This is a genomic window from Arthrobacter sp. S39, from assembly GCF_004320525.1.
GTDB lineage: Bacteria > Actinomycetota > Actinomycetes > Actinomycetales > Micrococcaceae > Arthrobacter.
The window spans coordinates 296719-321833 of the sequence record NZ_SIHX01000005.1 but is presented as its reverse complement, the minus strand read 5'-3'; the positions used below and the strand labels follow the sequence as shown (position 1 = coordinate 321833).

General features: G+C 66.8%; 27 protein-coding genes, 1 tRNA gene and 1 riboswitch. Of the genes, 14 read left to right on the top strand and 14 right to left on the bottom strand.

What is annotated here, in order from left to right:
* Positions 1 to 293 precede the first annotated feature (293 nt).
* Positions 294 to 1298, bottom strand: coding sequence for an EamA family transporter (locus tag EYS21_RS12755; protein ID WP_131133565.1), 1005 nt, complete (start codon positions 1296 to 1298; stop codon positions 294 to 296).
* Between the two features lie 72 nt (positions 1299 to 1370).
* Between EYS21_RS12755 and EYS21_RS12750 the strand changes: the two genes are divergently transcribed.
* On the top strand, positions 1371 to 2279 hold the full coding sequence (locus EYS21_RS12750) for a LysR family transcriptional regulator (RefSeq protein WP_131133564.1): 909 nt from the start codon (positions 1371 to 1373) through the stop codon (positions 2277 to 2279).
* On the opposite strand, the gene EYS21_RS12745 is transcribed toward EYS21_RS12750, so the two are convergent.
* From EYS21_RS12745 to EYS21_RS12740, 3 genes are all read right to left on the bottom strand, one after another.
* Positions 2257 to 2784, bottom strand: coding sequence for a histidine phosphatase family protein (locus tag EYS21_RS12745; protein ID WP_131133563.1), 528 nt, complete (start codon positions 2782 to 2784; stop codon positions 2257 to 2259). The two genes, EYS21_RS12750 and EYS21_RS12745, sit on opposite strands and share 23 nt — an antisense overlap.
* A gap of 10 nt (positions 2785 to 2794) precedes the next feature.
* On the bottom strand, positions 2795 to 2923 hold the full coding sequence (locus EYS21_RS23915) for a hypothetical protein (RefSeq protein ID WP_278184734.1): 129 nt from the start codon (positions 2921 to 2923) through the stop codon (positions 2795 to 2797).
* A 169-nt stretch (positions 2924 to 3092) separates the two neighbouring features.
* Positions 3093 to 3959, bottom strand: coding sequence for a winged helix-turn-helix domain-containing protein (locus EYS21_RS12740; protein ID WP_131133562.1), 867 nt, complete (start codon positions 3957 to 3959; stop codon positions 3093 to 3095).
* A gap of 661 nt (positions 3960 to 4620) precedes the next feature.
* Here EYS21_RS12740 and EYS21_RS12735 point away from each other — a divergent pair.
* The 5 genes from EYS21_RS12735 (at position 4621) to EYS21_RS12710 (ending at position 9348) form a co-directional block, all read left to right on the top strand.
* Entirely contained in the window at positions 4621 to 5361 is a 741-nt protein-coding gene (locus EYS21_RS12735) for a response regulator transcription factor (RefSeq protein WP_131133561.1), read from the top strand.
* 3 nt (positions 5362 to 5364) lie between these two features.
* Positions 5365 to 6867, top strand: a complete 1503-nt coding sequence (locus EYS21_RS12730; protein WP_242633406.1) for a HAMP domain-containing sensor histidine kinase — start codon at positions 5365 to 5367, stop codon at positions 6865 to 6867.
* 123 nt (positions 6868 to 6990) lie between these two features.
* A riboswitch (cyclic di-AMP (ydaO/yuaA leader) is annotated at positions 6991 to 7149 on the top strand.
* Between the two features lie 5 nt (positions 7150 to 7154).
* Complete coding sequence (locus EYS21_RS23410; protein WP_165478305.1) at positions 7155 to 7895, top strand: hypothetical protein; 741 nt, start codon at positions 7155 to 7157, stop codon at positions 7893 to 7895.
* A 146-nt stretch (positions 7896 to 8041) separates the two neighbouring features.
* Positions 8042 to 8908 (top strand): glycosyltransferase, encoded by an 867-nt coding sequence (locus EYS21_RS12715; protein ID WP_131133558.1) that lies wholly within the window; start codon positions 8042 to 8044, stop codon positions 8906 to 8908.
* On the top strand, positions 8905 to 9348 hold the full coding sequence (locus EYS21_RS12710) for a YdeI/OmpD-associated family protein (protein ID WP_131133557.1): 444 nt from the start codon (positions 8905 to 8907) through the stop codon (positions 9346 to 9348). The genes EYS21_RS12715 and EYS21_RS12710 overlap by 4 nt, the downstream gene beginning before the upstream one ends.
* On the opposite strand, the gene EYS21_RS12705 is transcribed toward EYS21_RS12710, so the two are convergent.
* The 4 genes from EYS21_RS12705 to EYS21_RS12690 all read right to left on the bottom strand — a co-directional run bounded on the left by EYS21_RS12705 (position 9329) and on the right by EYS21_RS12690 (position 11968).
* Positions 9329 to 10009: an HAD-IA family hydrolase gene (locus tag EYS21_RS12705; protein WP_131133556.1), complete on the bottom strand. Its 681-nt coding sequence runs from the start codon at positions 10007 to 10009 to the stop codon at positions 9329 to 9331. The genes EYS21_RS12710 and EYS21_RS12705 overlap by 20 nt on opposite strands.
* A gap of 27 nt (positions 10010 to 10036) precedes the next feature.
* Positions 10037 to 10411 carry a VOC family protein gene (locus EYS21_RS12700; protein ID WP_131133555.1) on the bottom strand — a complete coding sequence of 125 codons (375 nt, stop codon included), beginning with the start codon at positions 10409 to 10411 and terminating at the stop codon, positions 10037 to 10039.
* Positions 10412 to 10528: 117 nt separating this feature from the next.
* Entirely contained in the window at positions 10529 to 11164 is a 636-nt protein-coding gene (gene upp, locus EYS21_RS12695; RefSeq protein WP_131133554.1) for a uracil phosphoribosyltransferase, read from the bottom strand.
* Positions 11165 to 11206: 42 nt separating this feature from the next.
* A complete protein-coding gene (locus EYS21_RS12690; RefSeq protein ID WP_131133553.1) occupies positions 11207 to 11968 on the bottom strand; it encodes a phosphatase PAP2 family protein in 762 nt (253 codons plus the stop codon).
* Between the two features lie 61 nt (positions 11969 to 12029).
* Between EYS21_RS12690 and EYS21_RS12685 the strand changes: the two genes are divergently transcribed.
* Positions 12030 to 12536 (top strand): nucleoside deaminase, encoded by a 507-nt coding sequence (locus tag EYS21_RS12685; protein WP_131133552.1) that lies wholly within the window; start codon positions 12030 to 12032, stop codon positions 12534 to 12536.
* Here EYS21_RS12685 and EYS21_RS23965 read toward each other — a convergent pair.
* The 4 genes from EYS21_RS23965 to EYS21_RS12660 all read right to left on the bottom strand — a co-directional run bounded on the left by EYS21_RS23965 (position 12533) and on the right by EYS21_RS12660 (position 18198).
* Positions 12533 to 14923 carry a glycosyltransferase gene (locus EYS21_RS23965; RefSeq protein ID WP_347559562.1) on the bottom strand — a complete coding sequence of 797 codons (2391 nt, stop codon included), beginning with the start codon at positions 14921 to 14923 and terminating at the stop codon, positions 12533 to 12535. The two genes, EYS21_RS12685 and EYS21_RS23965, sit on opposite strands and share 4 nt — an antisense overlap.
* Positions 14924 to 14928: 5 nt before the next feature.
* Positions 14929 to 15324: a 6-carboxytetrahydropterin synthase gene (locus EYS21_RS12670; protein WP_131133551.1), complete on the bottom strand. Its 396-nt coding sequence runs from the start codon at positions 15322 to 15324 to the stop codon at positions 14929 to 14931.
* A gap of 3 nt (positions 15325 to 15327) precedes the next feature.
* Positions 15328 to 16371, bottom strand: coding sequence for a zinc-binding alcohol dehydrogenase (locus EYS21_RS12665; RefSeq protein WP_131133550.1), 1044 nt, complete (start codon positions 16369 to 16371; stop codon positions 15328 to 15330).
* Positions 16372 to 16482: 111 nt separating this feature from the next.
* Entirely contained in the window at positions 16483 to 18198 is a 1716-nt protein-coding gene (locus EYS21_RS12660) for an HNH endonuclease signature motif containing protein (RefSeq protein ID WP_131133549.1), read from the bottom strand.
* Positions 18199 to 18335: 137 nt separating this feature from the next.
* On the opposite strand from EYS21_RS12660, the gene EYS21_RS12655 reads away from it, so the two are divergent.
* Positions 18336 to 18425, top strand: a tRNA-Ser gene (locus EYS21_RS12655).
* A gap of 115 nt (positions 18426 to 18540) precedes the next feature.
* Here EYS21_RS12655 and EYS21_RS12650 read toward each other — a convergent pair.
* Positions 18541 to 19320, bottom strand: a complete 780-nt coding sequence (locus tag EYS21_RS12650) for a type 1 glutamine amidotransferase domain-containing protein (protein WP_131133548.1) — start codon at positions 19318 to 19320, stop codon at positions 18541 to 18543.
* Positions 19321 to 19404: 84 nt separating this feature from the next.
* A complete protein-coding gene (locus tag EYS21_RS12645) occupies positions 19405 to 19749 on the bottom strand; it encodes a hypothetical protein (RefSeq protein ID WP_131133547.1) in 345 nt (114 codons plus the stop codon).
* 198 nt (positions 19750 to 19947) lie between these two features.
* Between EYS21_RS12645 and EYS21_RS12640 the strand changes: the two genes are divergently transcribed.
* The 6 genes from EYS21_RS12640 (at position 19948) to EYS21_RS12615 (ending at position 25047) form a co-directional block, all read left to right on the top strand.
* Positions 19948 to 20166: a hypothetical protein gene (locus tag EYS21_RS12640; protein ID WP_131133546.1), complete on the top strand. Its 219-nt coding sequence runs from the start codon at positions 19948 to 19950 to the stop codon at positions 20164 to 20166.
* 138 nt (positions 20167 to 20304) lie between these two features.
* Positions 20305 to 21384, top strand: a complete 1080-nt coding sequence (locus tag EYS21_RS12635) for a nitronate monooxygenase (protein ID WP_131133545.1) — start codon at positions 20305 to 20307, stop codon at positions 21382 to 21384.
* 69 nt (positions 21385 to 21453) lie between these two features.
* Positions 21454 to 22728 carry a hypothetical protein gene (locus tag EYS21_RS12630; RefSeq protein ID WP_131133544.1) on the top strand — a complete coding sequence of 425 codons (1275 nt, stop codon included), beginning with the start codon at positions 21454 to 21456 and terminating at the stop codon, positions 22726 to 22728.
* An 86-nt stretch (positions 22729 to 22814) separates the two neighbouring features.
* Positions 22815 to 23444, top strand: a complete 630-nt coding sequence (locus EYS21_RS12625; protein WP_207307763.1) for a hypothetical protein — start codon at positions 22815 to 22817, stop codon at positions 23442 to 23444.
* Between the two features lie 88 nt (positions 23445 to 23532).
* Positions 23533 to 24294: a YcnI family protein gene (locus EYS21_RS12620; protein ID WP_131133542.1), complete on the top strand. Its 762-nt coding sequence runs from the start codon at positions 23533 to 23535 to the stop codon at positions 24292 to 24294.
* A 129-nt stretch (positions 24295 to 24423) separates the two neighbouring features.
* Complete coding sequence (locus EYS21_RS12615; protein WP_131133541.1) at positions 24424 to 25047, top strand: DUF4232 domain-containing protein; 624 nt, start codon at positions 24424 to 24426, stop codon at positions 25045 to 25047.
* The last annotated feature ends 68 nt before the right edge of the window (positions 25048 to 25115 follow it).

The following is a 25115-nucleotide window of genomic DNA, read 5'->3' as shown; positions in this document are numbered from 1 at the left end:
CCGGACAACTACTTCTACTGGGCCGCAGCATCCGCCGTGGCCACGCTGGTGGTCCTGTTCCTGGGCGCGGTGTGGCCCTCAGGCCGGCGTCTGGGGCCGGTGCGGCGCAGACCCGCGGCCAAACGCCCGCCCTCGTCCCCTGCCCGCCGGCCGGCCGCCAGGGGCACAGCCGCCAGGGGCACAGCTACCGGGCGCACCGCGGCTGGGGGCACAGCCCAGCAACGTGCAGCTGCGCAACGCGCTGCCACCCAGCGAACACCCGCCGCGCGGGCTGCCGGTCAGGGCGCTTCCGGTCAGGGCGCATCCGGTTCCCGCGCACCTGCCCGGCTGCCTGCCACTGCAGCCAAGCGGCCGCCGTCGTCCGAGTCCGCGGTCCGCAAGCCGGCACCCAAACCGGGCACCAGGACAGCGTCCCGGCGCTGACGCGGCGTGGCCCTGACGGTGAGGACCGCCGTCGCCACCCCGCCCAGGAGAAGGAGCCCGCCAGCCAGCTCGGCAGGGGTTGGCACCTCCCCGAGCGCCAGCCAGGCAGCACTCATCCCCACGACGGGCACCAGCAGGGTGAACGGAACCACGGCCGACGACGGGTAGCTGGCCAGCAGCCGGTTCCAGATTCCGTACCCCACCAGCGACGCGAAGATGGCGGTGTACAGCGCGCTGAGGATCGTGGCAGGCTGCAGGTCGGCCAGCGTGCCAAGCACGGCGTCCGGACCGTCCACCAGCAACGACAGGGCGGCAAGGGGCAATGGCACCACTGCCCCGGACCAGACCACCAGCCCCAGCCCTGAGGCGGCTTTGGCCTGGCGGGCGATGACATTGCCGGCAGCCCAGGACAGCGCAGCTCCAAGAACGATGATGAGCGGCAGCAGCGGGGCCACAGCGCTGCGGCCCACAGCCACCACGGCCAGTCCCGCGACGCCGAGGACCACGCCGGCCAGCTGGCGGCGGCTGGGCCGCTCCCCCAGGAACCCGGCGGCCAGGAGCACGGTGAGCAGCACCTGCGCCTGGAGGACGAGGGAGGCCAGGCCTGCCGGCATGCCGAGAGCCATGGCCAGGTACAGGAGGCCGAACTGGCCTGCGCTCATAAAGAGCCCGACGCCGATGATCGCCTTCCAGCTGATGTCCGGTTTCCGGATGAAAAAGATCCAGGGAAACACCACCAGGACGAACCGCATGGCCACAAACAGCAGCGGGGGAACCTCGCGGCCGTTGGCATGCAGGCCGAAGTCGATGGCTACGAAGTTCAGGCCCCAAAGGACGGCGACCAGGGCGGCAAGGAGGGAGTGGCGGAGGTTCACGGTCCCACTCTGGCAGAACTGCCAATGAAGCACCAGCGTTGAATTCAACGCATCATCATGTACATTTGCTTCATGATTGAGATCGGCTCACTCCGGGCCCTGGCGGCCATTGAACAGCACGGATCCGTCATCGCCGCGTCCGAGATCATGGGCTTCAGCCCCTCCGCAGTCTCGCAGCAGATCAAGAAGCTGGAAAAGCAGACCGGATTCGCGGTACTGGAACGCCGCGGCCGCGGAGTGCTGCTGACTGAGCGGGGACTGACCCTGGCGGCCTACGGCCGGCGCATCCTGTCGGAGCTCGAGGAACTGGAATCCACGCTGCTGGCGGATCCGGCCAAACCGACCGGGCACCTGAAGATTGTTTCCTTTTCCACGGCCTGCCGGGGCCTCGTGGGGCCACTGCTCGGACGGCTGGCTTCATCCGGAGCGGACCTTGAGGTCAGCGTGCTGGCCGAGGATCCGCGGGAAGCCGTGGCGCGGGTAGCCAACGGTGAAGCGGACCTGGGGGTGGTGCACAACTGGAACTCCGTCCCGCTGGTGATTCCGGAGCATATGACGCTCGAGTGGTTGTGCGAGGACATTGCGGACCTGCTGGTGCACGCCAGCCATCCTTTGGCTGGACGCAGCCAAGTGGAACCGGCGGACCTGGTGGACGAACGGTGGATCAGTACGCCGCACGGAGCCATCTGCAACGAGGCACTGCTGCGGATTTTCGCCGATCTTGGCCGGGTCCCGGACATCCGGGTCTACGATCCCGACTTCGCAACTCACATTGCCCTGGTGGAGCAGGGAGCCGTGGTGGCGCTGGTCCCCCGGCTCGGCCGGCCCGCACTGCCCCAGGACGTGGTCACTGTGCCCGTGGTTAACCCCGCACAGATCAGGCAGGTGGGGATGGTTTACCGCCGGACCATGACGGCGAGTCCGGGCATCCAATACGTGGCCGGGCTGCTGCGTGAGGTCAGTGGGCGCGGGGAACCTTGAACCTGGTGATCCGGGCGTCCTGCCCGTCGAGTTCCGCCCAGGATTTTTCGGTTTCCAGGACGGTGAGCGCACTGGTGGGATACCTGGTGGCTGCGTCCATGTAGGCATCGTGGTCGGAGTCCCGCGAGGCCAGGTGCATGGCGAGGTCCTGGACCCCGGGCATGTGCGAGATGAGCATCAGCGTGGTAACGGTGTCCGGCACATGGTTGACCACTGTGAGCATGCGCAGCGCAGAGGCGGCGTACAGGCCATCCTCGAGCTTCGGCGTCGGGGCCTTGTCCCCCAGTTCGGAACACACCCACGTGCAGGTCTGGCGCGTCCTGAGGGCGCTGGAACACAGGATGAAGTCGGGGACGATGCCGTGCTTGAGGAGCCACTTACCCGCCAGCGGTGCCTCGCGGTGCCCGCGTTCCTCCAGCGGCCGTTCGTGATCGGCAACCCCGCCCGGCCAGTCAGCCTTGGAATGGCGCATAATCACCAGGCGTTTGATGTGGTGGTCACTCATGCCCCCAAGCCTAGCGCCCACGCAGGTAGGCCGCTCCGCCGTCGAACATCAGCGAACGCGTCACGCAGAGCACGGTTTCGGCGGCACCAAAGGCCCGGACACCCGCAATGCCAGGCCCGGCCTGCGCAGGGGAAGGCAAAAGCATGCTCCCCGTGACACCGCAGGCGTCCCACTTCAGCGCGGAGGCCAATGCTCACGAGCCGGACTGAACGCAAAAAGGCGGCACATCCCGAAAGCGCCGTTGTTGCGTGAGGTACGAGCGCAGGCGCAGAGGGATCGTGCCGCCATTTGGCGGTGCTGAAGTTTGGCTAGATCGAGTATTCCGGAGCGGCCCAGACAACAACTTCCGGGTGCTCGTAGAAGCGGTAGCCCTGGCCGCGGACGGTGCGCACGGTGTTGGCGAGGCGTCCCAGCTTGGAGCGGAGGCGGCGGATGTGGACGTCGATGGTCCGCTCGTTGGGGACTTCCTCGGCGTTGCGCCACAGGCCTTCGAGCAGTTCGTCGCGGCCCACGGTGCGGGTGCCGTTCTCGACGAGGTAGTTCAGGAGTTCGAACTCCTTGAAGGTCAGGTTCAGGGATTCGCCGTCCAGGTGGACTTCGCGGCGGGCGAGGTCGATCAGCACGCCGGACGGGCGCGGATCCTGGGCCTGCTGCTGGCGTGCGGTTTCGGTGCGCTGGCGTGCGTTCACCGTGGGGTCACCGAAGGTGGAACGGACGACGTCGAGCGCGGAACCGGGGGTACTGGCCGGGGCCACGGCCACTGCCGCGTAGCTTTCAGCTCCGGTCACCAGGGACTGGGCGTAGGCGCGGATTTCCTGGGCGAGCTTGGCGATGGAGGTCCCGGCCGCAGCTGCGGTTTCCTCGTCGATGCCCATGTAGAGGACGAAGCCGCGGGCAACATTGTCATTGGCCACCGGGCGGACGGTGTTCGGGCCCGCCACCACCGGAGTGGGCGCCGTGACCGGCGCCGCGTCGGCGGGCTGGACAGCGCGGAGCTGGCCGTAGGAGTTGGGGTTGTAGCCTTGGGGGGCATACCCGGGGGCAGGGAAGCTGGTGCCGGGTGCGGCAGGAGCGAACGCCGGGCGGGCGCCGAAACCCTGGCGGAGGCCGGAGGGCTGGGCGGCCTTGCTGGCGTTACGGACAGAGATGTGGACGTATCCGGATGCAACTGACATGGATTGCTTACCTCAATGTGAATGGCCGTCATCGCGGCTCGAATGCTTGGTTTCCCCGCAATGAGTTCTGGGGAGGGGCGCCCGACGCTGGGCTGGGGGGCGAATGCCTAGGAACTTCGTGGGGTAATGAAGGTCAGGCGTGCATTCGACAACAGCGCATGTCGGCAGCAGCGGGTGTGCTGGGCCAATATTCTGCGGCTGCAGGTGCTGTTGAGTTCTTGTTCACAATTGAAGTGTGCAACGTAACAATGACAACTTGCAAGTAACAATGGGCGCAACGTTCCGCATAGTGAGACAAATTCAGAGAATGTGGTTCAGATCACGATTCTGGGAGACCAATAAAATAACAGGTGTTTTCTAGAACGATTGGTTGGAAAACCACTTTTCCCGAATAATATTCGCCAAAGACTCCGAATGTGCCATCGGGATTCACCAACGATGGAATTGCTGAAACACGCCCCCTGGTTTAGCGCCATGTCCAGCTCCTCCGCCATCCGGACAAAAATTTTCCCGCCGATCTGTCGCCGGAAGGGCCGCGACCTTTAAACAGACGTGCAGGCAGAAGGCCGCTGCGGACCTTCCAGCTCGCTAGGCTGGGATTCACAGCCCGCGCACAGGAAGCCCATAGCGCGGGCTAACCGACAGATCGGAGAGTTGTCCCATGGCCACTTCGCACTCCATGACCAACAACCTTCCCCAGCTCACCCACCCGGACGGTTCCCCCATCCGCGCCCTGGTGGTCGACGACGAACCCAGCCTTTCCGAACTGATGAGCATGGGCCTGCGCATGGCCGGCTGGTCGGTAGCCGTGGCCGCGGACGGCCCCGAGGCGGTGAAGCTCGCCAAGGAGTTCCGCCCGGACGTCCTGGTCCTTGACGTGATGCTTCCCGGGTTCGACGGCGTTGAGCTGCTGACCAGGATCCGCGCCTTCGCGCCGGAGGTACCTGCGCTCTTCCTGACTGCCAAGGACGCTGTCCAGGACCGGATCGTGGGCCTGGCCGCCGGCGGCGACGACTACGTGACCAAACCGTTCAGCATGGAGGAAGTCCTGCTCCGGCTGCACCGGCTGGTGCAGCGCTCCGGCGTGGCTGCAATGGACACCGCCGAACTGGTGGTGGGCGACCTCGTCCTCAACATCGATACCCGCGAAGTGACCAGGGCAGGCGACCAGCTCCAGCTGACCGCCACCCAGTTCGAGCTGCTCCGGTACCTCATGGAGAACCCCAAACGGGTTATCAGCAAGGCACAGATCCTGGACCGCGTCTGGGACTACGACTTCGGCGGGCAGGCCAACATCGTGGAACTGTACATCTCCTACCTCCGCAAGAAGGTGGATGCCGTGCATCCGCCCATGATCCACACCGTGCGCGGCGCCGGATACGTCATCAAGCCGGCGGACTAGGCCGTGTCCCTTTCCGGTGTTGCGCGCACGCACGGCCGGAGCTGGCTCAAGCCGTCCACGTGGCACCTGCGCACCCGCCTCGTCCTGGTGGCCATGGCCCTGCTGGTGGCCATTTGCGGGGCGGTGGGCCTGTTCAGCTACGCGTCCATGGATTCGTTCCTGACCCGCCAGCTCGACGAACAGCTCAGCCAGGCCGCATCCCGTTCCAACGACCCCGGCCGTCCGCCGCTGGGCGGCTTCAACGGCCGGCCTGATCCGCTCGATTCCCGCGGCCAGAGCGTGGGCACTCTCAACGCCCGGATCCTGGACAGCCAGGTCAACAGCGCCGGGTTCCTGGCCTCCGACACCACCCGTTCCCCCCTGTCTGCCCAGGATAAAGAGATCCTTCTGGCCCTCAAGAAGGACTCCATCCCGGTGGACCGGACACTTTCCAACGGCGATTACCGGCTGGTGGCGGTGCAGACCAACTACGGCGATGTCCTGGTGACCGGGCTTCCGCTCGCCGGGAAGGACAGCACGCTCACCTCCCTGGTGTGGACGTTTGTGTTTGTTTCCCTCGGCGGGCTGGTGCTGATCGGCCTGGCCGGGACCATCCTGATCCGGCGCACCATGCAACCGCTGGAGCAGCTGTCCGAAGTCGCTACCCGCGTTTCGCGGCTCCCGCTGGACGCCGGCGAGGTGGCACTCGCGGTGCGCGTCCCGCCGTCGAACTCCAATCCCGGAACCGAGGTGGGCAGCGTAGGCCATGCGCTGAACCTGATGCTTGACAACGTGGCCAGCGCGCTGCAGGCGAGGCAGCGGAGCGAGACCAAGGTTCGGCAGTTCGTTGCCGATGCATCGCACGAGCTGCGTACCCCGCTGACGGCGATCCGCGGCTACACCGAGCTGATGCGGATGACGGAGAATTTCACCCCGGACGGCCGGAAGTCGCTGGCCCGGGTTCAAAGCCAGTCCGAGCGCATGACCACCCTGGTGGAGGACCTGCTCCTGCTCGCCCGGCTGGATGAGGGCCAGCCACTGAAACTCAGCGAAGTGGACCTCACGCAACTGGTGGTCGAGACGGTCAGCGACGAGAAAGTCATCGCACCGGGCCACAACTGGCACCTGGAACTTCCGGACGAGCCACTGGCGGTCAACGGCGACGCCTCGCAGCTGCGCCAGGTGCTGGTCAACCTGCTCTCCAACGCCCGCAAGCACACAGCTCCGGGCACTACGGTGACCACGGCCGTGATGAGGTCGGCTGACGGCAGTGCCGTGGTGACTGTGACGGACGACGGCGGCGGGATCCCGGCCGAATTCGTGGAGCATGTTTTCGCCCGGTTTGCCCGCGCAGACGCGGCGCGCACAGGCGCGGCACCGTCTGCCGGAGCCGCGGCGTCGGAAGGCACGTCCGGCCTGGGCCTGTCCATTGTCCAGTCCATCGTGGAGGCCCACGGCGGGAGCGTGGAGGTGACGTCCCGGCCGGGCCGGACCGAGTTCGCGCTGCGCCTGCCAGTGGTTGCGTGATCAATGCAAGGCAACGCACCGCCGTCGTGATCTCTGTTACCAAAATGTGACTTAAGCGCCAAGCTCCTGTACCGTCGACTAGGTGCGGTTCCCTTTTGGGCCGCATGTCCGGATGACGCCAAGCTCTGCCGCTTCCCGGATTCCGCTTGACCAGGCAGAGGCGGGGGACCCAGAGTCCCGGGCATTTGATGCCCTTGGGGTGAAGCCAGCACGTGATTTTTCCGTGTGGCCGGATGCCCTCATCCGAACCCGACAGCTAACTCCGCAGGTGTGAGAGGCGATCCATCATGTCTGAATTTAAGGTAGAAACACGCCCGCGCAGCGGGCCAACCAAACCTCACGGCCGCCGCAGGCTCGCTGAAGCGGAAGCGCCGGCACCTGCAACGGCCACATCCCGGCTGGCTAAAATCCCGTCCCTGGGCCGACGCGCAGCCGTGTTCACCGCTGCATGCGCCCTGCTGATCGGAGTGGGCGCGGCCGGCCAGGCCTCCGAGTCCAGCCTTCCGGTGGCGGCCAGCGAAACCCAGCCGTCGCCCGCTGCCTCGGCTGCCGCCGATATCCAGTCCAATTTGAGCTTCGAAAAGGCCGAAATCCAGGCGCAGCCCGCCCCGGCACCCGCCCCGGCTGAGATCAGCGTTGCCCCGCAGGCCGCCGAGCCGGCACCGGCACCCGCACCGGCTCCTGCCCCGGAACCGGCGCCTGCCCCCGTGGTGGCCGTCAACGATCCGGCCGGAGCCCAGGCGTACGCTGCCGGCCAGCTAGCCAGCTATGGCTGGTCCGCTGACCAGATGCAGTGCCTGCAGACGCTGTGGACCAAGGAATCAGAATGGACCACCACGGCCACCAATGCGAGCAGCGGTGCCTACGGCATCGTCCAGTCGCTGCCCGCCGAAAAGATGGCCAGCGCCGGTGCGGACTACCTCACCAACTACCGCACGCAGATCAACTGGGGCCTGAACTACATCCAGGAGCGTTACCAGTCGCCGTGCGGTGCCCTGAACTTCCACTTGTCGCACAACTGGTACTAAGCCGGCGTCGCCGGCTTCCGCCAACGAAAAGCAGCAGGCCCTGAATCCCCCGGTTCAGGGCCTGCTGCTTTTGGTGTCGCCGCCTCCACAGCAGCTTCACAGCCGTGGCCTAAAGCCCTCACAACACCGGACGCCATCCTTGATGCATGACACCTATAGGCCAGGCGCACCCCGCACCGCAGCGGACCGCTCCCTTGCCCGCGACGCCGGCAGCCGACTCCCGCTGCCGCCCTGTTGAGATCCTGCCCGGAGCACCGGTCCTTGAAGTGGCCGTCCCTGTCTATAACGCCGAACAAAGCCTCGAGGCTGCGCTCCGGCGCCTCCACGGACACCTCAGCAGATCCTTCCCGCAGTCGTTCCGGATCACGGTCGCTGATAACGCCAGCACGGACGGGACCTTGAGGATTGCCGAACGGATAGCCCGGGAACTGCGCGAAGTGACCGTTATCCGGCTGAGCGAGGCGGGGCGTGGAAATGCCCTGCGCACTGTCTGGCTCGCGTCGCCGTCGCCGGTTCTGGCGTATCTTGACCTGGACTTCGAGCCGTCGGCGCTGGACCCGCTGCTGGCTCCCCTGCTCGCGGGGCAGGCAGATGTGGCGACCGGTGCCCGCAGCGGCCATCCGGCGTCGGGCCCGCTGCGGCGCGGGTTCCTCCCCCGGTGCCTCAGCCTGGTGCTGCGGTCCGTGTCCGGCGCACGGTTCAGTGATCCGCAATGCGGCGCGAAGGCCATCCGGTCCGAAGCCGCCCGGCGCCTCCTCCCCCACACCGCCAACAACTCCTGGTTCTTCGACACCGAACTGCTGGTCCTGGCCAACACCTGCGGCCTGCGCGTACTCGAGGTGCCCGTGGAATGGACCGACGCGTCGGATTCCACCGTCGATTACAGCCGGACTGCCTTTGCCTATCTCCGCGACGCAGGGCGGCTCCGGCGCGACCTGCGGTCCGGCCGGATCCCGGTGCCCGCGGTGCGGGCTTCCCTGGCCTGCGGCTCCGGGCCATACTTGGGCCCATGAAATTCACCACCACCATCCTGGGCAGCGGCAACAAGGCAGGCATTGAGGTTCCGGAAGAGGTGGTCGCCGCCCTCGGCGCGGGCAAGCGTCCGCCCGTTGTCGTGACCATCAATGGCAAGAGCTACCGGAGCAGCATCGCGGTGATGGGCGGGCAGAACATGGTCGGCGTGAGCACCGCCAACCGGGAAATCACGGGCGTTGCGGCCGGCGACACCGTCGAGGTGGACGTGGAACTGGATACCCAGCCCCGCATCATCGAGGTTCCGGACGACCTGGCAGCAGCGCTGGCTGCGGAACCTGACGCCCAGGCGTTCTATGCCACGCTGAACTACAGCTCGCAGCGCCGGTACGTGGAGCCGCTGGGGGATGCCAAAACGGCGGAAACCCGGGCCAGGCGGATCGCGAAGGTGGTGACGGACCTCAAAGCCGGAAAGAAATGACCCGTTTGCCCGCCGCGTCCGTTTCCACGGCGGCAGTGACCGCCCTGTAGTCCGGGATATGGAGGACGCCGTCCGGCAGCGGGCCCGTGTTGGGACCGACGGCCACCGTCCGGATGCCCGCGGCCACCCCGGCCGCGATTCCGGCCGGCGCATCCTCGAACACCACGGCGTCCGCCGGCTCCACGCCGAGCAGGCCTGCCGCAGTCAGGTACCCTTCCGGGTGCGGCTTACCCCGGCTCACCATTTCTGCCGTCACGGCAGCGGCCGGCATGGCGAGCCCAGCGGCGTCCATGCGGATCTCAGCCAGGACCCGGTCCGCCGACGTCACCAGCGCCACTGCCTCGGCGGGCAGGCTCCGGAGCAGTGCGGCGGCGCCGGGCACCGCAACGATGCCGGCGGTCCGCACCCGCTCCATGGCGCCGAGTTCCTCCGTGAGTGCCACGACGTCGGCCCCCGCCGGAGCGAACCGGCGCACGGTATCGGCCGCCTGGATCCCGTGGGACGTGCGGAGGATTTCGGCAATGTCCAGGCCGTAGCGGCCGGCGAACTCGCCCCAGACCTGCTCCACCACCGCCGTCGAGTCCACCAGGGTGCCGTCCATGTCAAAAAGGACGGCGCGGCAGGTAAGCGTGCGGGAGGCAGCAGGCGCGGGGAGGTTCATGCTCCCCATTTTGCCCCAGGTTTTGACCTAGGCTTCGCGTCCCGGGATGTACTGCACGGCCCACTTGTTCCCGTCGGGGTCGGCAAAGTAGACGAAGTGCCCCCAGTCCTGAATGTCAATATCGCTCACATCCACGCCGTTGCCCTTGAGGTGGTCGTGGGCGGCCTGGATGTCGCTGACCACCATCTGCAGGCTCGGGGCCGTGCCCGGAGGGGCGTCATTGAGGCCCTCGCCGATGCAGATAGAGCAGGCCGAGCCTGGCGGCGTCAGCTGGACGAAGCGGATGCCGTCCATGGGCCGCTCGTCGAAATCCGGGTTGAACCCCACCTTGTTGACATAAAAGTCCTTGGCGCGGTCGACGTCGGATACAGGCACAAAAACAAGTTCAAGTTTCCAGTCCATCCGCACAGGCTAACCGGGCGGCGGTGAATCCGGAACCCCCGAAAACCGCGGGCGGTCCGGGTTGCTACCGCGGGCCGTCCGGGCTCAGTCCGGCTGCGGTCCCGGGCTCAGCCGGGCCTAGCCCGCGATCCCGTACAGGCGGTCGCCCGCGTCACCCAGGCCGGGGACAATATAGGACTTCTCGTTGAGCTTCTCGTCGATGGACGCCAGGACGATCGTCACGTTGGCGTCGGCGAGTTCCTCCTCCAGCTTGGCCAGCCCTTCCGGGGCGGCCAGGAGGCAGATGCAGGTGACGTCGGATGCGCCGCGTTTGAACAGGAACTTGATGGCTTCACGCAGCGTGCCGCCGGTGGCCAGCATGGGGTCCAGCACAAAGATCTGCCGGTCCGTGAGGTCTTCTGGGAGCCGTTCGGCGTACGTGATGATGTCCAGGGTTTCCTCGTCCCGGGCCATGCCCAGGAAGCCGACTTCGGCGGTGGGGACCAGTTTGGTCATGCCTTCGAGCATTCCCAGGCCGGCTCGCAGGATGGGGACCACCAGGGGTGTGGGTTTGGTGAAGGCCGTACCCACCGTGGTGCTCACCGGCGTCTCGATGGTGACGGGCTGGGTGCGGACCTCGCGCGTGGCCTCGTATGCAAGCAGCGTCACCAGCTCTTCCGTCAACTGCCGGAAGACCGGGGACGGGGTGTTTTTGTCCCGCAGGACGGTGAGCTTATGGGCGACCAGCGGGTGGTCCACAACGAGAGTGCGCATGGGTCAAAACTACCATCAGGGCAGGGCGGCCCGGGCCCGGATTCAGCCCGTCTGGTCGTCCCGGAGGACAGGGTGTTCGAACGTGGGTGCGGGGCCGGCGTGCTCGCGTTTGCGCAGCAGATGGAACAGCCGGTGCGCCAGGATCACCACGCCTACCCAGGCCAGCCCCAGGAACCAGCCCGCCATCACGTCCGTCAGCCAGTGGTGGCCCAGGAACACCCGGCTCAGGCCCATCGCGATGATGAAGATCACTCCGGCGGCGATGGCCGTGATGCGGGCCCAGAGGATCTCGAACTGCAGGCACATGATGTACACCAGGACCCCGATGACCACCGTGGTGTTGAGGGTGTGGCCGCTGGGAAAGGAGGGCGAGGATTCGTACGGCGGGACGGCTTCGGAGTGGTCCGGGCGGGCTCGGCCTACCAGCCTTTTGCCGACAGTGGTTGCAAACGTGGAGACGGCGGCCGCTCCGCCCACCAGGATGATGGGCCGCCAGGTTCTGCTCAGGAAGGTGAGCCAGGCCGTGATGATGCTGGCCAGGATGGGCATGCCTATGCCCCCGCCGATGTTGGTAAAGGCCGTCACCGCAGTGTCCAGGGCAGGGTTCCGGAGGTCCTGGGACAGCTGCAAAGCGGGCAGATCCAGGGACGCCAGGCCCTGTTCATCCACCACGTCGCCGTACACCTCGGCACCCATTAGCGCCATGATGATCACCAGCGTGCCGCCCACCAGCAGTGTGGTCCACAGCGCAGCGTATGGCTTGAACCATCGGCCCAGGCGGTCCCTGAGGGTGTCCACGTCCATGTTGCCTCCCCGGCGTTATTGCTTTGCAAGGCTGGATATCCATCGAAACTATCATTGAGCTATGGTCCCCGCTGAAAAGAACCACCTTGCTTGGATGGGTCTTGCCCTGGACGAAGCCCGGCGCGCGCTGGCCACGGCGGATGTGCCCATCGGGGCTGTGGTGATAGGGCCCGACGGCGCCGTGCTGGGTTCCGGACGGAACCAGCGGGAGGAACTGGGAGACCCCACTGCCCACGCCGAAGTGGTCGCCATCCGCGAGGCCGCGGACAGGCTGCGGGAACTGTCGAGGCTGGACGGCGGCAGCGATGATGGCTGGCGGCTGGCGGACTGCACCCTGGTGGTGACCCTGGAGCCGTGCGCCATGTGCGCCGGTGCTGTTGTCCTGGCCAGGATTCCGCGCGTGGTGTTCGGGGCCTGGGATGAGAAAGCCGGCGCCGCGGGTTCCGTCTTTGATGTCCTCCGCGAGCGCCGCCTCAACCACTGGGTGGAGGTCTACGGCGGTATCAGGGAAGAGGAATGCGGTGACCTCCTCCGGGATTTCTTCGCCGCGCACCGTAGCCGCGCCTAGGAACCTTGGCCGGCGGCATCAAGCGCGTCGATCCGGTCCTGCCGGGAGGCGGGCGAGTCCAGGCTGAACGAGCGGAAATCGCCCAGCTCGTCCCGGATCCACGCCTCCACTTCTGCTATTCGCCGGCTTGCTGCCGGGGTGGGGCCGTCAAACAACCAGTGAGCGATCCGCGCCTCCGCGGGATCGAACTGCCAGAGGCCGATGATCCGGCCGCGGTCCAGGATGGGGTGGTCCGGAAGGTCGGCCTGCAACGCCAGGGTGGAGCCCAGCACGTTCTTGTCCCTGTCCTGCTCCGCGAACATGTCCGCTGAATTCCGCCGGAGCAGGACAAGGGAGTCGGTGCCGGCGAGCAACTGGATCTGCTCCTCAGCCGGTGCCTCGAAAGCGGCGAGGCGCTCGACGTCGTCGGGAAGCATCCACAGCACCTCACCGTTCGTTGCCGGAACCTCCACAGCCCCGGTCGCGGCGAGCCCCGCCTTCGTGTGCGCGAGGGTGAACCCCGTGAACCACTGCGACTGTTTAACTGTGGCGCCACCGGTCCAGCCGAGGTAGCGCTCCAGGAGGAGGCTGCGGGCGGCGTCGTCGTCCATGGCGGTGGGCTGCAGTCCCCACAGGGTGTAGGCGTACCGCTGCTGATCGAGGCGTCCGTTGACCGGCACGCGCCGGATCCGGCCGTCCGCCTGCAGGAGGCCCAGGGCCGTGGGAAGGGTTGTGGCGGCGCCCTTCTTTTTGCCTTCGTCGCCGAGGTTCCGGACGGAATCGCCGAGCAGGTCCTTGAGCTGTTTGGGGTCCAGGGGGCTGGCGGCGTCGCCGAGGGCGTGCACGATCTGCTCCTCAAGCAGGGTGATTTCACCGCGCTCCACACCCATCCTGGCAAGCACCCGGAACGGCGCCACGGCGGCGTCCCTGCCGATCTGGAGGCCCCAGGCGAAGTCCTCGTGGCCCAGCACGTAGGTGCAGCCGCGGGCGGCGGGCAGCTCATGGATCTTCAGGGACAGGACGGCGGCGTCCGCCTCCGCGCGGCTGGTTCCGGCGCGGGCAAAGAGCGTGAGGTAGGGGTTGGCGCCGCCGACTGAACGGGCCCAGCCTGCCGTGGTGAAGACGTCGGCGGGGTCCGCGCCCTGCAGCGTACCGTCGAGGCCCTGTTTGTGCCAAGCCCAGGCCCGGAGCAGCTCGGGCGTGAGCAGCTGCGGGGCCGGAGCCTGGACGCTCAGGCCGGTGGCGGAGGACGCGTGCGTGGTCATGCCCCATTGTGCACCGGTGGTCCCTGCGGCGGTAGGCTTCCCGTCAGCTGATCCCCCGAGCATGTCCAGGACAGTCCGGGCAGTGGAATCCCACCCGGGCAACCTGTCCCGGGCGTCAAGTGCCGCCGCGCGCCAACGGGCACGGAGCGGAGGTTCCGACAGCCATTGCCGGATCACGGCGGCGAGCACGTCCGCTTGATCGTTTTCTGGACCCTCGAGTCCGACGGCGGCACCAGGCAGTCCTGCGGCGGGACCTGGTGTTGCGCCGTCGTCACGCTCAGTCCTGACCGCCGGCCCGCCGGACAGGCCCAGTGCCTCGACGGCGCCGGTCCCCTTCCGGACGATGACCGGGATGCCGCGGGCCAGCGATTCGGTGACCACCAGCCCGAACGTTTCGGCCCGGGAAACGAGCAAGCTCAGGTCCGACCGGCCCCATTCGTCCTCCAGTTCCCTCCCGTCGAGCTGGCCGGTGAGCCGCACACGGTCTTTTATTCCAAAGGAGGAAACGGCAGCCCGGACCTGCGCCGCATAGGCGGGATCGGCGTCGTCCGTTCCCACCAGGGATGCCGTCCAGGCGAGGTTCTGGAGCCTGGCGAGTGCAGCCACGGCCAGCAGCTGGTCCTTGTTCGGCAGGAGTGCTGCCACGGCGATGATGTGCGGCGGGTCCGAACCTGCTGCCACGGGTGCGGGTTCTGTTCCCGGCAGGGCTACCCGGCTCGAAGCAAACCCATGTTTGTCCTTTGTGGCTCCCGCGGCCGACGAACTCGTGCAGATCACGCCGGTGGCCGCGTGCAGGGCACGGCTCTCGCCGTCGGGATGGCTGGGTGAGGGCATGTGCAGCAGGACCCAGGTGCGCTGGCCTGCGGCCGCAGCGTACTCAATTTCGTCAGGAGCGCCGCACGCGATCAGACCGTCGACCACGGTGACCGTTTCTGGGGTGGTTTCCGCCTCCGGTTCCCAGGCGCCGAGAAGGCTGCCGAGCCGCCGTCGTTCCTTCGCGCTGGCGTCCGGCCAGGAACCGTCCACGGCCAGGACTTCGACGTCCATGCCCAAAGCCCCCAGTCCATCGGCGAGCCGTGCATTGTAGACGTTGCCGCCCGAGTTGTGGGTGATGTTTGCCGGGACCAGGAGCCTGATGTGCACGGACGTCAGGCGGTCAGGTCCAGCGAGTAGGTGGCCCAGGCGTCGGGATTTTCGCGCAGGGTGACGTCAATAGCAGTGAGTTCGCGGCCGTCGTCGTTGCCCTTGAGCTTTGCGGCGACGGACTGGGCGATGTACTCGGCCAGGGCCTCGGTAGTAGTGAGCTTGCCGCCGAAGTCCGGGTGTTCATCCAGGTTGCGGTAGTTGAGCCCGGCCAGCACATCCTCGATGATTCCGCCGGCAGCCCCGATGTCCAGGACGATTGCGTCCTGATTCAAGGCACGACGGCGGAACGTCACCTCCGCCACGAACGTTGCCCCGTGCAGGGCCTGGGCCGGGCCGAAGGCCTCACGCGGGAGGCTGTGGGCGATCATAAAGTGGCGGCGGACGGTCAGGCTGAACACTGGTTACCTCGTGTCTTCGGGGTTGGTGTTTGCGGGGCTGTTTTCCGCGCCGGGGCTCGGGGGATATTCGATCACATGGCACAGGGCTTCGAGCGTGCCGTCGGCCAGGTGCTGGACCACTTCAGGGAGCTGTATGAACGGCGATACTCCGGTAAGGAATACGTCAAAAACCGGATCCTTAAGGAGCGAAACGGCCAGGTCGAGCCGGTCCGCGTTGGTGCGCCGGTGCCGCCGTGCCCTGGCCACAACCCCCACCTGGCTGGAGCGGATGGACAGCCGGCGGGCGTGGAAGTCCTCGCCGAGAGGGAGGGTAACCTCGCGGTTGGCGTACCAGGACATCTCGATGACGACTCCCTCGTCGCCGGTCAGCTGCAGGCTGCGTTCCAGGCCGTGCTGGGAGGCGGAGCAGTGGAACACGATGTCGCAGTCCGGCTTGGCATCATCGGGGTGGGCGAAATCGATGCCGAGCGTGTCGGCCAGCTTCCTGCGCGCCGGATCCAGATCCACCAGTTCGAGGCGGGCCAGCGGGAAGCTGCGCAGGAGCGTGGCCACCATGCCGCCCACCAGCCCGGAGCCCACCACAGCGATCCGGTCCCCCAGCCGGGGACCGGCTTCCCAGAGGGCGTTGACGGCGGTTTCCACGGTGCCGGTGAGGACGGCGCGGCGGGCGGGAACGCCGTCGGGGATTCTGGTCAGCTGATCGGTGGGGGTCACGTAGCGGTCCTGATGCGGGTTGAGGCAGAAGACCTTCTGGCCTATCCAGTCTTCAGGTCCCTGCTCAACGACGCCGACAGAGAGGTAGCCGAACTTCACCGGCGAAGGGAAGGAGCCTTCCTGGTGCGGCGCACGCATTTCGCGGGCAACCCGGAGTGGCACCGACCCTTTATGGACCACAATTTCGGTGCCCTTGCTGATGCCCGAGTAGAGGGTGCGGATGAGTGCCTCCCCCGGGCCAGGGGCAGGCAGGTCCTCGGCCCGGAGCTCGCCGTGTTCCGGTCCCGTGGTCCAATACGCAGTTGCCTGCGGTGCTTTGCCTGCATTAGTCATCTTGCTGATGAATCTAGTCCTGTGCCCGCGGCGATAGCTACCCGTTGCGATAGGTGCCCGCCGCGATGAGGCACTTTGGGATGATGGGGCCAGTGCTCGCGGCCCCGCCTCCTAGCGGGATGAGTGCTGTTCGCCGATGGGCCACGGCAGCCGGACCCACTCCGGCAGCGGTTCTTCGGGAAGCAGTTCTTCGGGCGGCGGCTGACCGGGCAGGACGTCTTCGGGCACTGCTACTTCAGCCGGCGGGTCTGCAGGCAATAGATATTCCGACTGGATGTGTTCGGGCACGACTGGGCCACGTTCCCGGCGGCTGAGTTGGTCCAGGATGTGGGGTGGCCATTGTGGTGTTTCCCAGTCCTGGTGTTCGCTTTTGTAGTGGCGGCCGGTGGGTGAGGTCCAGCCGGGTGGTTCGTCTTTGGTGGCTTCGTTGGGTCTCCACGCCGTGGAGTGTTTCAGCCTATGGTGTTTGCGGCACAATGACCCGAGATTGGATATACCGGTAGTGCCGCCGTCGGCCCAGGCGAGGATGTGGTCGGCTTCGTTGTCCAGGGATTGGTTGTTGCAGCCGGGGAAGGAACACTTCCCGTCGCGCATGCGCAGCCATTGCCGCATGGAGGCGGGGATGCGGTAGCTGGCCCGTCCGGTCTCCAGCGGCGCCCCATCGCGCGGATCAATAAGGACCCGGCGGAATGAGGATGCCCCGTCGGCCACGAGTTTGCGGGCCATCGAGGCGGGGATGGGTCCGTAGCCGTCGAGGTCGGCGGGTTCGTCGGTGAGGCCCATCAGGGCGAAGACCGGGACGGTCACGAGGACCTGCGCCGCCGGCGAGGGCACCCGGCCCGCATTGACCCCGTCAGGGGCCGGAAGCAGGCCGGTCACGGCATCATCGATCCCGTCCGTGGCTGGAACGCGGCCAGCCACGCCATCACCGGCGCTGCCCGTGCCGGCCACTGCGTCTGTGCTGCCGGCCGTTGGGTTGCTGGTGGTGAAGCCGGCGCTGAGGAGTAGTTTGGCGGCGACGTCTGCCCGGAGCTGGGTCAGTGTCCGGTCCTCGGTGGGGCCTTGGAGGGCCCGGGCGGTGGCGGTGACGCCGTTCCAGATCCCGGCGGCCTGGTCCGCAGGCAGGTTGGCGGAGAGCCAGGCCATCCCGTCACGGTCCGGGGCGTACTCGAGCCGACGGTCCAGGAAGCTTTTGGCGTGGCGAACTTCGATGCTGACCGGGTGGTGGCGTTCCCGCCAGGTCCGGGCTTTGTGCCGGAACCGGGAAGGGACCATGTCCCCGGCCGGGCACCACCGGGCGGGGTGCGGCGCGTCAGGGTCCAGGAAATGCGCCTCCAACGCTGCGGCCCCGGCGGGGTCTAGGCTGGCCGTTTCGTCCACCATGACCCGGGCGTGCTGCCACGAAATGTTCCCGGAGTGCAACGCGGCGAGCGTCAGCGGCAGCGTGGTGGAGAGTTCGCGGGATTGGGCCAGCAGGGCGGAAGCCGAGCGTTCGCTCACCGTCAGGGCACACGCCACCTCCGAGACAACGCCCATCTCCTGGGCCGTGTGCTGGCCCGGACTCGTGGCCGGCGCTGCCATGGCCTCGGACTTATCCGCGAACCCGGAAACCAGGCGCACCGTCAGACCGGCCACCATGGCACCAACCCGCGCCGATACGCCAAGCCCGTCCAGGCACGCATCCGCCTGCTCCCGCAGCGGATCCGAACCGCCAGAGCCAGAAACCCCGGAACCAGGACTGCCTACCCCGCGCCGCACACAGTCAGCCAACTCCGCAGCGGACGCCAAAAAGGCCTCCACCGCCTCGTCCACTGCCACGTTTTCCATACCCAAATCATCCCGCGAAGGACCGACAAAAACGGCGAACCAGAGGGCCTATGTGGATAACTCTGTGGTCCCAAGGGAGGGGGAAAGGACACGCCGTTTTGGGGATGCACGGCATGCTCCGGTAACCTATTCAGGTTGGTGACGTGTCCGAGCGGCCGAAGGTGCAACACTCGAAATGTTGTTTGGTGTCAAAGCCAACGTGGGTTCAAATCCCACCGTCACCGCCAAATAGCAAAACCCCTGTTTCCCTTTACTGATAAGGGAAACAGGGGTTTTGCTTTGCCTCGGGATCAACGGGTCCCGCCCGGTTAATCCTGTGGCCTTCGAGCGGCACTTCCGGCGTTAGTGCTCACCGCCTGCCGCAGCTGCCTTCTTGGCGTTCTTCTCGGCGTCCTTCTCGGCACGCAGAGCCTCCGTCTCGTGCTGTTCCTCGGCTTTTTCCTGGTGGATAACGGCTGCGAAGAGTTTCTCCATCTCCTTGGCCACGCCGGCGGCTGAGGCCGGGTTCTGGCCGGTCACCAGACGGTCGTCGACCACGACCTTTTCCTCAAAGACACCTGCGGAGACGTGCGTGGCACCCTGTTCCTCAAGCCGGTCTGCCAAAAAGAACGGGATGACCTTGTCCTTCCCCGCGGCAACCTCCTCGTCGTTGGTGAAGGCGGCGACCTTCCGGCCCTCGACGAGACGAAGTCCGTTCTTCAATTCCACGTTCAGCAGGCCGGCTGGTCCGTGGCAGACCGCGCCCACGAGGCCACCGGCGTTGTAAACGCTGGCCACCAGATTCTGTAACCCTTCGCTGTCCGGGAAGTCCCACATGGCACCGTGGCCACCTACGAGGTAGACGGCGTCGTACTGTTCGGGATCAACGACATCGACGCGGGCAGTGTTGTAGAGGCCGGCGCGCGTGGTTTCGTCCTCCGTGAAGGCGACCTGGAGGAGATCCTTTGAGTCCACCTCGTCGCGCGGGGGCTGGCCGCCCTGGATGGAGGCAAAGTCGACGAAATGCCCGGAATCCTTGAAGACCTTCCAGGGATGTGCAGCTTCGGCCACGTTGTAGCCGGTCTTCTCGCCCGTATCGCCGAGCTCGGAAACGCTGGTCAGAACCATGAGGATTTTCTTCATGACGTGCTCCTTTCGTCCGGCTTCCACCCTACGCCCAGCCCAATTCCGGCCCTCCCGGTCGGAATATCTTCGAGAAACTCCCGCTTAGAGCCTGTCCGTCTTGTCCTCACCCCGGTGGCCGCTGCCGCGAAGGTTTTCCTGGACCTTGCCGAACAGATCCTTGATGGTGGATTCGGTGTTGGTGAGCATGTCCGGCTGCAGATACACGAACTGGCTTCCCGGAATGCTGTAGCTCGATTGCAGGCCGCCGCTTCCTTCAACGCCCTGCAGGGCTATGGTCACGCCGCCTTCCTTGCGCGCAATGGCGGCGATTTTCCCGAACACCACAGTGAACTCATCAGGCTCGAAGCTGACTGTCTGCCCCACATGGGTCCTGTTGAGCTCGTGGGCCGCGGTGGCTTTCTCGTTGCCAGTCCCTGAGTAGTTCATGCTGTTCTCCCTGAGGTAGTCGGCGACTTACGCCAGCAGTCTAGCCCCGCCCAAAGTCGCGGTACATAGGCCACTGGATGCCTGCACAAATGACGGCCGCAAGGCTGGTTAGTTCCTCCATTGGCCTGCGCAAGGCATTCGGGTTGGATGAAGTGGACCCGCTAACCTGCCGGGCACCCAAGGACCTAAGGAACACCCGTGACTTCAAGGACGAATCGCGTCAAAGCCCCCGGCATCTGGGAGGACGTCCAGGTGGGGGACGCTGTAGTGCTCACCCGGGGCACCCACACCGAGTACTCCGGCGAGGTGGACACCAGGACGGCCGACGGCGAGACCATCTGGGTTCGGACCCCTGTAGGCGGCCGCAGGCTCTTTCATGTCAGCGACGGCTTCGAACTCACCGGGAGCCAGCCGTGACCGACACGTGCCCCGATGACTGCCACTTCTGCACAGGACCGGAAACGGATTAATGGCCGGCGCGATTAAGTTGGGGCGCAGCAGCAACCACTGCAAGACTGGGTCCTGAAGCCACCAGCGACCTCGAGGAGCCACCCCATGACGCCCGCCCACGCCGCCTCCGCACCGCCAAACCGCATCACCAAGCTGTTCGGTACGGACGTTCCGGTGGTCCTGGGCCCGTTCGGCGGCGTCTCCTCTGTGAAGCTGACGGCTGCCGTGAGCGACGGCGGCGGGCTGGGTTCCTACGGCCTGTACGGTTACGGCGCGGACGCCATCCGGAACACCGCGGCTGAACTCAGGGCGGCCACCCCCAAGCCGTTCGCCCTGAACCTGTGGATCCCCACGGGCGACGAAACCACTTCGCTCCCCCAGCAGGACTTCGACACCTACGTCGAGACCCTGCGGCCCTACTTCGACGAAGTGGGACTGCCGCTCCCGGAAATGCCGGACCGCTACCTGCCCGACTATGACGAGCAGGTGGAGGCAACGCTCGAGGCGAGTCCCGCCGTCGTCAGTTTTGTGTTTGGCGTGCCCTCCCCGGAGCTGGTTGAGGAGGCACACCGGCGCGGAATCGTGGTGGTGGGCACCGCCACCACCGTTGCTGAGGCCGTTGCCCTGGAGGCCGGCGGTGTGGATGCCCTGGTTGCGAGCGGAATGGAATCCGGCGGCCACCGGGTCTCCTTCCTCAAGCCCGCGGAACAGTCCCTGGTTGGAACGTTCGCTCTGGTCCCGCAGGTGCGGGACGCCGTCGGCATTCCGGTGATCGCCGCCGGCGGCATCGCGGACCGCCGCGGGTACGTCGCCGCCATGGCGCTTGGCGCGGACGGCGTGCAGGTTGGTTCGGCGTTCCTGGCCACCCGGGAGTCGGCCGCGGTTCCGGAGTACCGTGCTGTCCTCCACAGCCCCGCCGCCGGCGAAACGGTCCTCACCCGGACCCTCAGCGGGCGGCTGGCCCGCGGCATCCCCAACCGCATCATCACCGAACTGTCGGACGCCGGAGGAACGGCCCCGTTCCCCGTGCAGAACTGGCTCACCGGCCGCTTCCGCCCGCAGGCAGCAGTGCAGGGAAACACCGAACTCATGTCATTGTGGGCCGGCCAGGCCACATCGCTGATCCGGCACGAGTCCGCGGCGGATGTCCTGGCCGAACTCCTCGCCGGCAGCCGTGTTTTGTAAGCTCGATACATCCGTGGCCGTTCCGGGGAGCGAACCCAGGGCGATGGCCCGCAGACTGGAGGAAAATCCATGGCCAAGAAGAGCGGCAAATCAAAGGGCAAGGGGCATCTGAGGTCCGTGCCCGCGGCGCCCAAGATGCCCCTGCAACTCGTGCTGAACCATCGTGTGGTGGATTCCCTGACGATGGAGTTCATTCAGTGGCTGGGAGCGGACGGGGCTGGCGCGTCCGACGCCGTTGAAATCCTCGAACTGGTCAAGCTCCTCCTGACAACCCAGCATGCAACCCAGGGTTCCAGCTCAGCCACTGCCTTTGACCTCGACGGCGTGGACGCGGCGGCCGAGACCATCCTGGCAGCGCTGGAGGAAGATGAGATCGCCGACGCCGCGGAAGACATCTTCGGCGCCCTCGCCGTCTATATCGAATTCCTGGACGAATCCGGCCGCTGGAGCGGGACGGATGCCGCCTACGACGAACTGCAGTCTTTTCTCGCCACCCCCGGCGGACCGGAGGACGTCCCGGGCGGGAGGCCCATCGACGTTCCTCACCTCAGTACCGAGGAACAGGACACCGCGTTCAGCGCCCTGCCCCTGATCCAGCATGCCTCTTCGCTCCTTGAATGGATCGGCGAAGGAAAGGACGTGACCACAACCGGCGCACTGCGGCTGAAGGACATTGAAGCGGCTGCCGCTGCCGTGGGAGTCAACGCCCGCGGAAAACGTGGAGCGGGCGGGCCCGTGGACCCCGAGGGCGTGCACGGTGACCAGGATGCACCGCTCGAAGTGGGCACCATGTACGACGTTCCGCTGCTGCGCGACATCTGGGCAGCCTTGGTGCGGGCGGGCCTGCTTACCCTGGGTTCTACCCGTGCCGTGGTTGGCCCCGAGATTGGCTCCTGGAACAGCACCGACGCCGGCGAAAGGGTCCGGACCAGGCGGCGGCTGACCCTTTCTTTGCTGCTCGCGAACATAGCCAACCCCGACGAGCCGTGGAGTCCGGAGGACATGGACCCCCTCCTGCTGATCGTTCTGGCCCGGGGCACAGACCTTAACCCGATGCCCGTGGCCCAGCTCGAACAGCTCGCCGCTGACGATGAGGACCCCCACTATTCCTACTTGGCCCTGCGTGCCGGGAACAAACTCGCCGCCCTGGCGAAACTCGGCATCGTGGAAGCCGACACAAGCTACCGCGTGGCGAAGGTAGCCATTCAGTGCGTTGCGTCGGCACTGAAAATCATCGAAGGCCAAGAACTCTTCTCCGACGCCGGCGATGATTACGACGACGGCGATACTCCGGCCAACGTCATCCCCATCCGCAGCTCCGGGAGTGCACCGAAGCACCGGTAGAATCGGAAGGCCGCGCCCACTCAGCGGCGCCCGGCAGCTAATCAGCGTCGGCAGACGCAAAGCGCAACGAGGGAGGATCCGTGCGAATGCACCATGCCCGGCCCCCTTTCCACGCCGTTCGCGCCGCCGCTGTGTCCGCGGGAATCCTGACCCTCGCTGCCGGCGCGCATGTGCTGGGCGGCGGAGTCCTCCCCGCCCCGGGGATCCTGCTGGCCGTGCTTGCGCTAACCGGCCTGGCCGCCACGACGGCCACCCGACTCAAGCTCAATGTGGCGGCAATGACAGCCCTGCTGGGGGCCGGACAGATTGCGCTGCACGAAGTCTTCACGGCCTTCAGCGCCCCAGGCCTTGCCGCCGGCGCTGTAGCCACCGGCGCGGCATCTGCCGACATCCACCACCTTTCCGGTGCAGCGGTCCCCGTGATCGGAGCCGCTTCGCACCTGCACGGCCTCGACACTGCAGCCGGCAACATCATGCTCGCCGCGCACATCGCGGCGACCGCAGCGTGCGCCCTGCTCCTCGCCAAAGGCGAGGACGCCCTCTGGGCACTTGCCGCGTGGCTCAGGCCGCTGGTTCACCTTCCGGAAGCAACAGCGCCCGACGCCGGTGCGGCACCGGCGGTGCCCGGCCCGCCGCCGGCTTCCCCGTTCCGTCCCTGGAGGAACCTCAGGCAAGACAGCCGGCGCGGCCCGCCTTCCGCCGTCGTGCTTCCCTGACTCTGCCCGCACCTGCTCCCCAGCTGACGGGCCTTCACCCGTACTTCCGCACGCCCGATTCCGGCGCGTGCGTCCGAAAGGCAACCCCATGAACACCACCACCCTTCGCCGTACCCTCACCACCGCGGCCGCCGCTGCCGGAACCGCGGCGCTCCTGCTCACCGCCGCAACCGGTGCTTCCGCACACGTCGGCGTCACGCCGGACAAAACGGCAGCCAACTCGTACGCGCTGCTGACCTTCGGCATCCCGCACGGCTGCGAGGAGTCCGGCACCACCAAAGTGGCCATCACCCTGCCCGCCGAGCTCAACGACGCCCAGCCCACGGTCAACCCCAACTGGACCGTGGAAAAGGTCACGGAACAGCTGGCTGAGCCCAAGAAGCTGGCCGACGGAACATCCATCACCAAACGCACCAGCCAGATCGTCTACACGGCCAAGGCGCCCCTCGCGCACGACCTCCGGGACGCCCTGGTGCTGTCCCTAAAACTGCCCGACGCAGCCGGCACGACGCTCTACTTCCCCACGCTCCAGACCTGCGAAACGGGCCAGACTGACTGGTCGGAGATCGCCAAGGACGGCCAGGACCCGCACTCGCTGAAGGCCCCGGCGCCGTCCATCACCATCACCGAAGCAGCCAGCGCTGACGCTGACGGCCACGGCGCAGCAGCCCCCACGGCGCACTCAACCGAACAGTCCACCGAGCAGGCCTCCGCCGTGACGGACAGCGGCGCCCAGGCGCGCAGCTGGGCCGGCCTGGCGGCGGGCGTCGGCGGGCTGGCCCTGGGCGGCATTGCCCTCGCCCGCAGCGGGGCCAGGCGCAAGCAGGAAGCCGGGACGCCCGGCCAGTAGCCCTCCGGCGGGATCCGTCCAGCCAGTAACCCCCGATTTGATGCCCGGATCATCACGATCCGGGCATCAAATCGGGGCACCCGCACCGGCATCATTGACTCCTGTCACACCAGCCACAATGGTTGAGCCATGAGGTCTCAACTTTTGTCACAGGGCTTTGCCATTTCGACGGCGGCTGCCGCGGCAGCACTGCTGCTCACCGCCTGCGGTCCAAGCCAGCCGCAGACGCAGGGAACCACGGAACCCGGCACTTCGTCTGGCAGCCCCGCCACGTCCTCAGCCGCGCCGGGCACGTCCGCGCCGCCGTCGAGCACTGCTCCTACGGCCACCGGGCCGGCCCTCTGCAAGGCGGCCACGCTGTCCGCCGCCACCGATTCCACCGGAGGCGGGGCTGCGGGCAGCGTCTACATGACGCTCACCCTGACCAACACAGGCGCCCAACCGTGCGTCCTCAAGGGATTCCCCGGCGTCTCCCTTGCTGCTGACGCCAACGGAGCACCCATCGGAGCACCCGCGAAACGCGACGAGACCACGCCCGCGGTGGACGTGCTGCTGGCCCCCGGCAAAGCCGGCGCGGCGGTCCTGCGCTACACCCAGGCCGGCAACTACCCCGACTGCACCATCGTGCCTGCAGCCGGGTACCGCATCTATCCCCCCGAAGACACGACATCGCTCTTCCTGGCACAGCCCACGCAGGCCTGCAGCAACGCCGCCGTCGAACTGCTGACCATTGGGGCCTTCCAGGCCTCCTAACGGAACCCAATTCCACGCCATCCTAAGTACACTGATCATTGTCGGGGATCGGACTGTTTCCGGGTCCC

What these genes read in the sequence shown, in the direction of transcription:
- upp (WP_131133554.1), bottom strand. Translation starts at nt 11,164, where the DNA reads ATGCGCACTCTCGTTGTGGACCACCCGCTGGTCGCCCATAAGCTCACC.
- EYS21_RS12650 (WP_131133548.1), bottom strand. Translation starts at nt 19,320, where the DNA reads ATGAAGAAAATCCTCATGGTTCTGACCAGCGTTTCCGAGCTCGGCGAT.
- EYS21_RS23410 (WP_165478305.1), top strand. Translation starts at nt 7,155, where the DNA reads ATGTCTGAATTTAAGGTAGAAACACGCCCGCGCAGCGGGCCAACCAAA.
- EYS21_RS12685 (WP_131133552.1), top strand. Translation starts at nt 12,030, where the DNA reads ATGGTCCCCGCTGAAAAGAACCACCTTGCTTGGATGGGTCTTGCCCTG.
- EYS21_RS12745 (WP_131133563.1), bottom strand. Translation starts at nt 2,784, where the DNA reads ATGAGTGACCACCACATCAAACGCCTGGTGATTATGCGCCATTCCAAG.
- EYS21_RS12700 (WP_131133555.1), bottom strand. Translation starts at nt 10,411, where the DNA reads ATGGACTGGAAACTTGAACTTGTTTTTGTGCCTGTATCCGACGTCGAC.
- EYS21_RS12740 (WP_131133562.1), bottom strand. Translation starts at nt 3,959, where the DNA reads ATGTCAGTTGCATCCGGATACGTCCACATCTCTGTCCGTAACGCCAGC.
- EYS21_RS12710 (WP_131133557.1), top strand. Translation starts at nt 8,905, where the DNA reads ATGAAATTCACCACCACCATCCTGGGCAGCGGCAACAAGGCAGGCATT.
- EYS21_RS12735 (WP_131133561.1), top strand. Translation starts at nt 4,621, where the DNA reads ATGGCCACTTCGCACTCCATGACCAACAACCTTCCCCAGCTCACCCAC.
- EYS21_RS12665 (WP_131133550.1), bottom strand. Translation starts at nt 16,371, where the DNA reads ATGACTAATGCAGGCAAAGCACCGCAGGCAACTGCGTATTGGACCACG.
- EYS21_RS12635 (WP_131133545.1), top strand. Translation starts at nt 20,305, where the DNA reads ATGACGCCCGCCCACGCCGCCTCCGCACCGCCAAACCGCATCACCAAG.
- EYS21_RS12705 (WP_131133556.1), bottom strand. Translation starts at nt 10,009, where the DNA reads ATGAACCTCCCCGCGCCTGCTGCCTCCCGCACGCTTACCTGCCGCGCC.
- EYS21_RS12630 (WP_131133544.1), top strand. Translation starts at nt 21,454, where the DNA reads ATGGCCAAGAAGAGCGGCAAATCAAAGGGCAAGGGGCATCTGAGGTCC.
- EYS21_RS12690 (WP_131133553.1), bottom strand. Translation starts at nt 11,968, where the DNA reads ATGGACGTGGACACCCTCAGGGACCGCCTGGGCCGATGGTTCAAGCCA.
- EYS21_RS12615 (WP_131133541.1), top strand. Translation starts at nt 24,424, where the DNA reads ATGAGGTCTCAACTTTTGTCACAGGGCTTTGCCATTTCGACGGCGGCT.
- EYS21_RS12750 (WP_131133564.1), top strand. Translation starts at nt 1,371, where the DNA reads ATGATTGAGATCGGCTCACTCCGGGCCCTGGCGGCCATTGAACAGCAC.
- EYS21_RS12715 (WP_131133558.1), top strand. Translation starts at nt 8,042, where the DNA reads ATGACACCTATAGGCCAGGCGCACCCCGCACCGCAGCGGACCGCTCCC.
- EYS21_RS12620 (WP_131133542.1), top strand. Translation starts at nt 23,533, where the DNA reads ATGAACACCACCACCCTTCGCCGTACCCTCACCACCGCGGCCGCCGCT.
- EYS21_RS12660 (WP_131133549.1), bottom strand. Translation starts at nt 18,198, where the DNA reads ATGGAAAACGTGGCAGTGGACGAGGCGGTGGAGGCCTTTTTGGCGTCC.
- EYS21_RS12625 (WP_207307763.1), top strand. Translation starts at nt 22,815, where the DNA reads ATGCACCATGCCCGGCCCCCTTTCCACGCCGTTCGCGCCGCCGCTGTG.
- EYS21_RS12645 (WP_131133547.1), bottom strand. Translation starts at nt 19,749, where the DNA reads ATGAACTACTCAGGGACTGGCAACGAGAAAGCCACCGCGGCCCACGAG.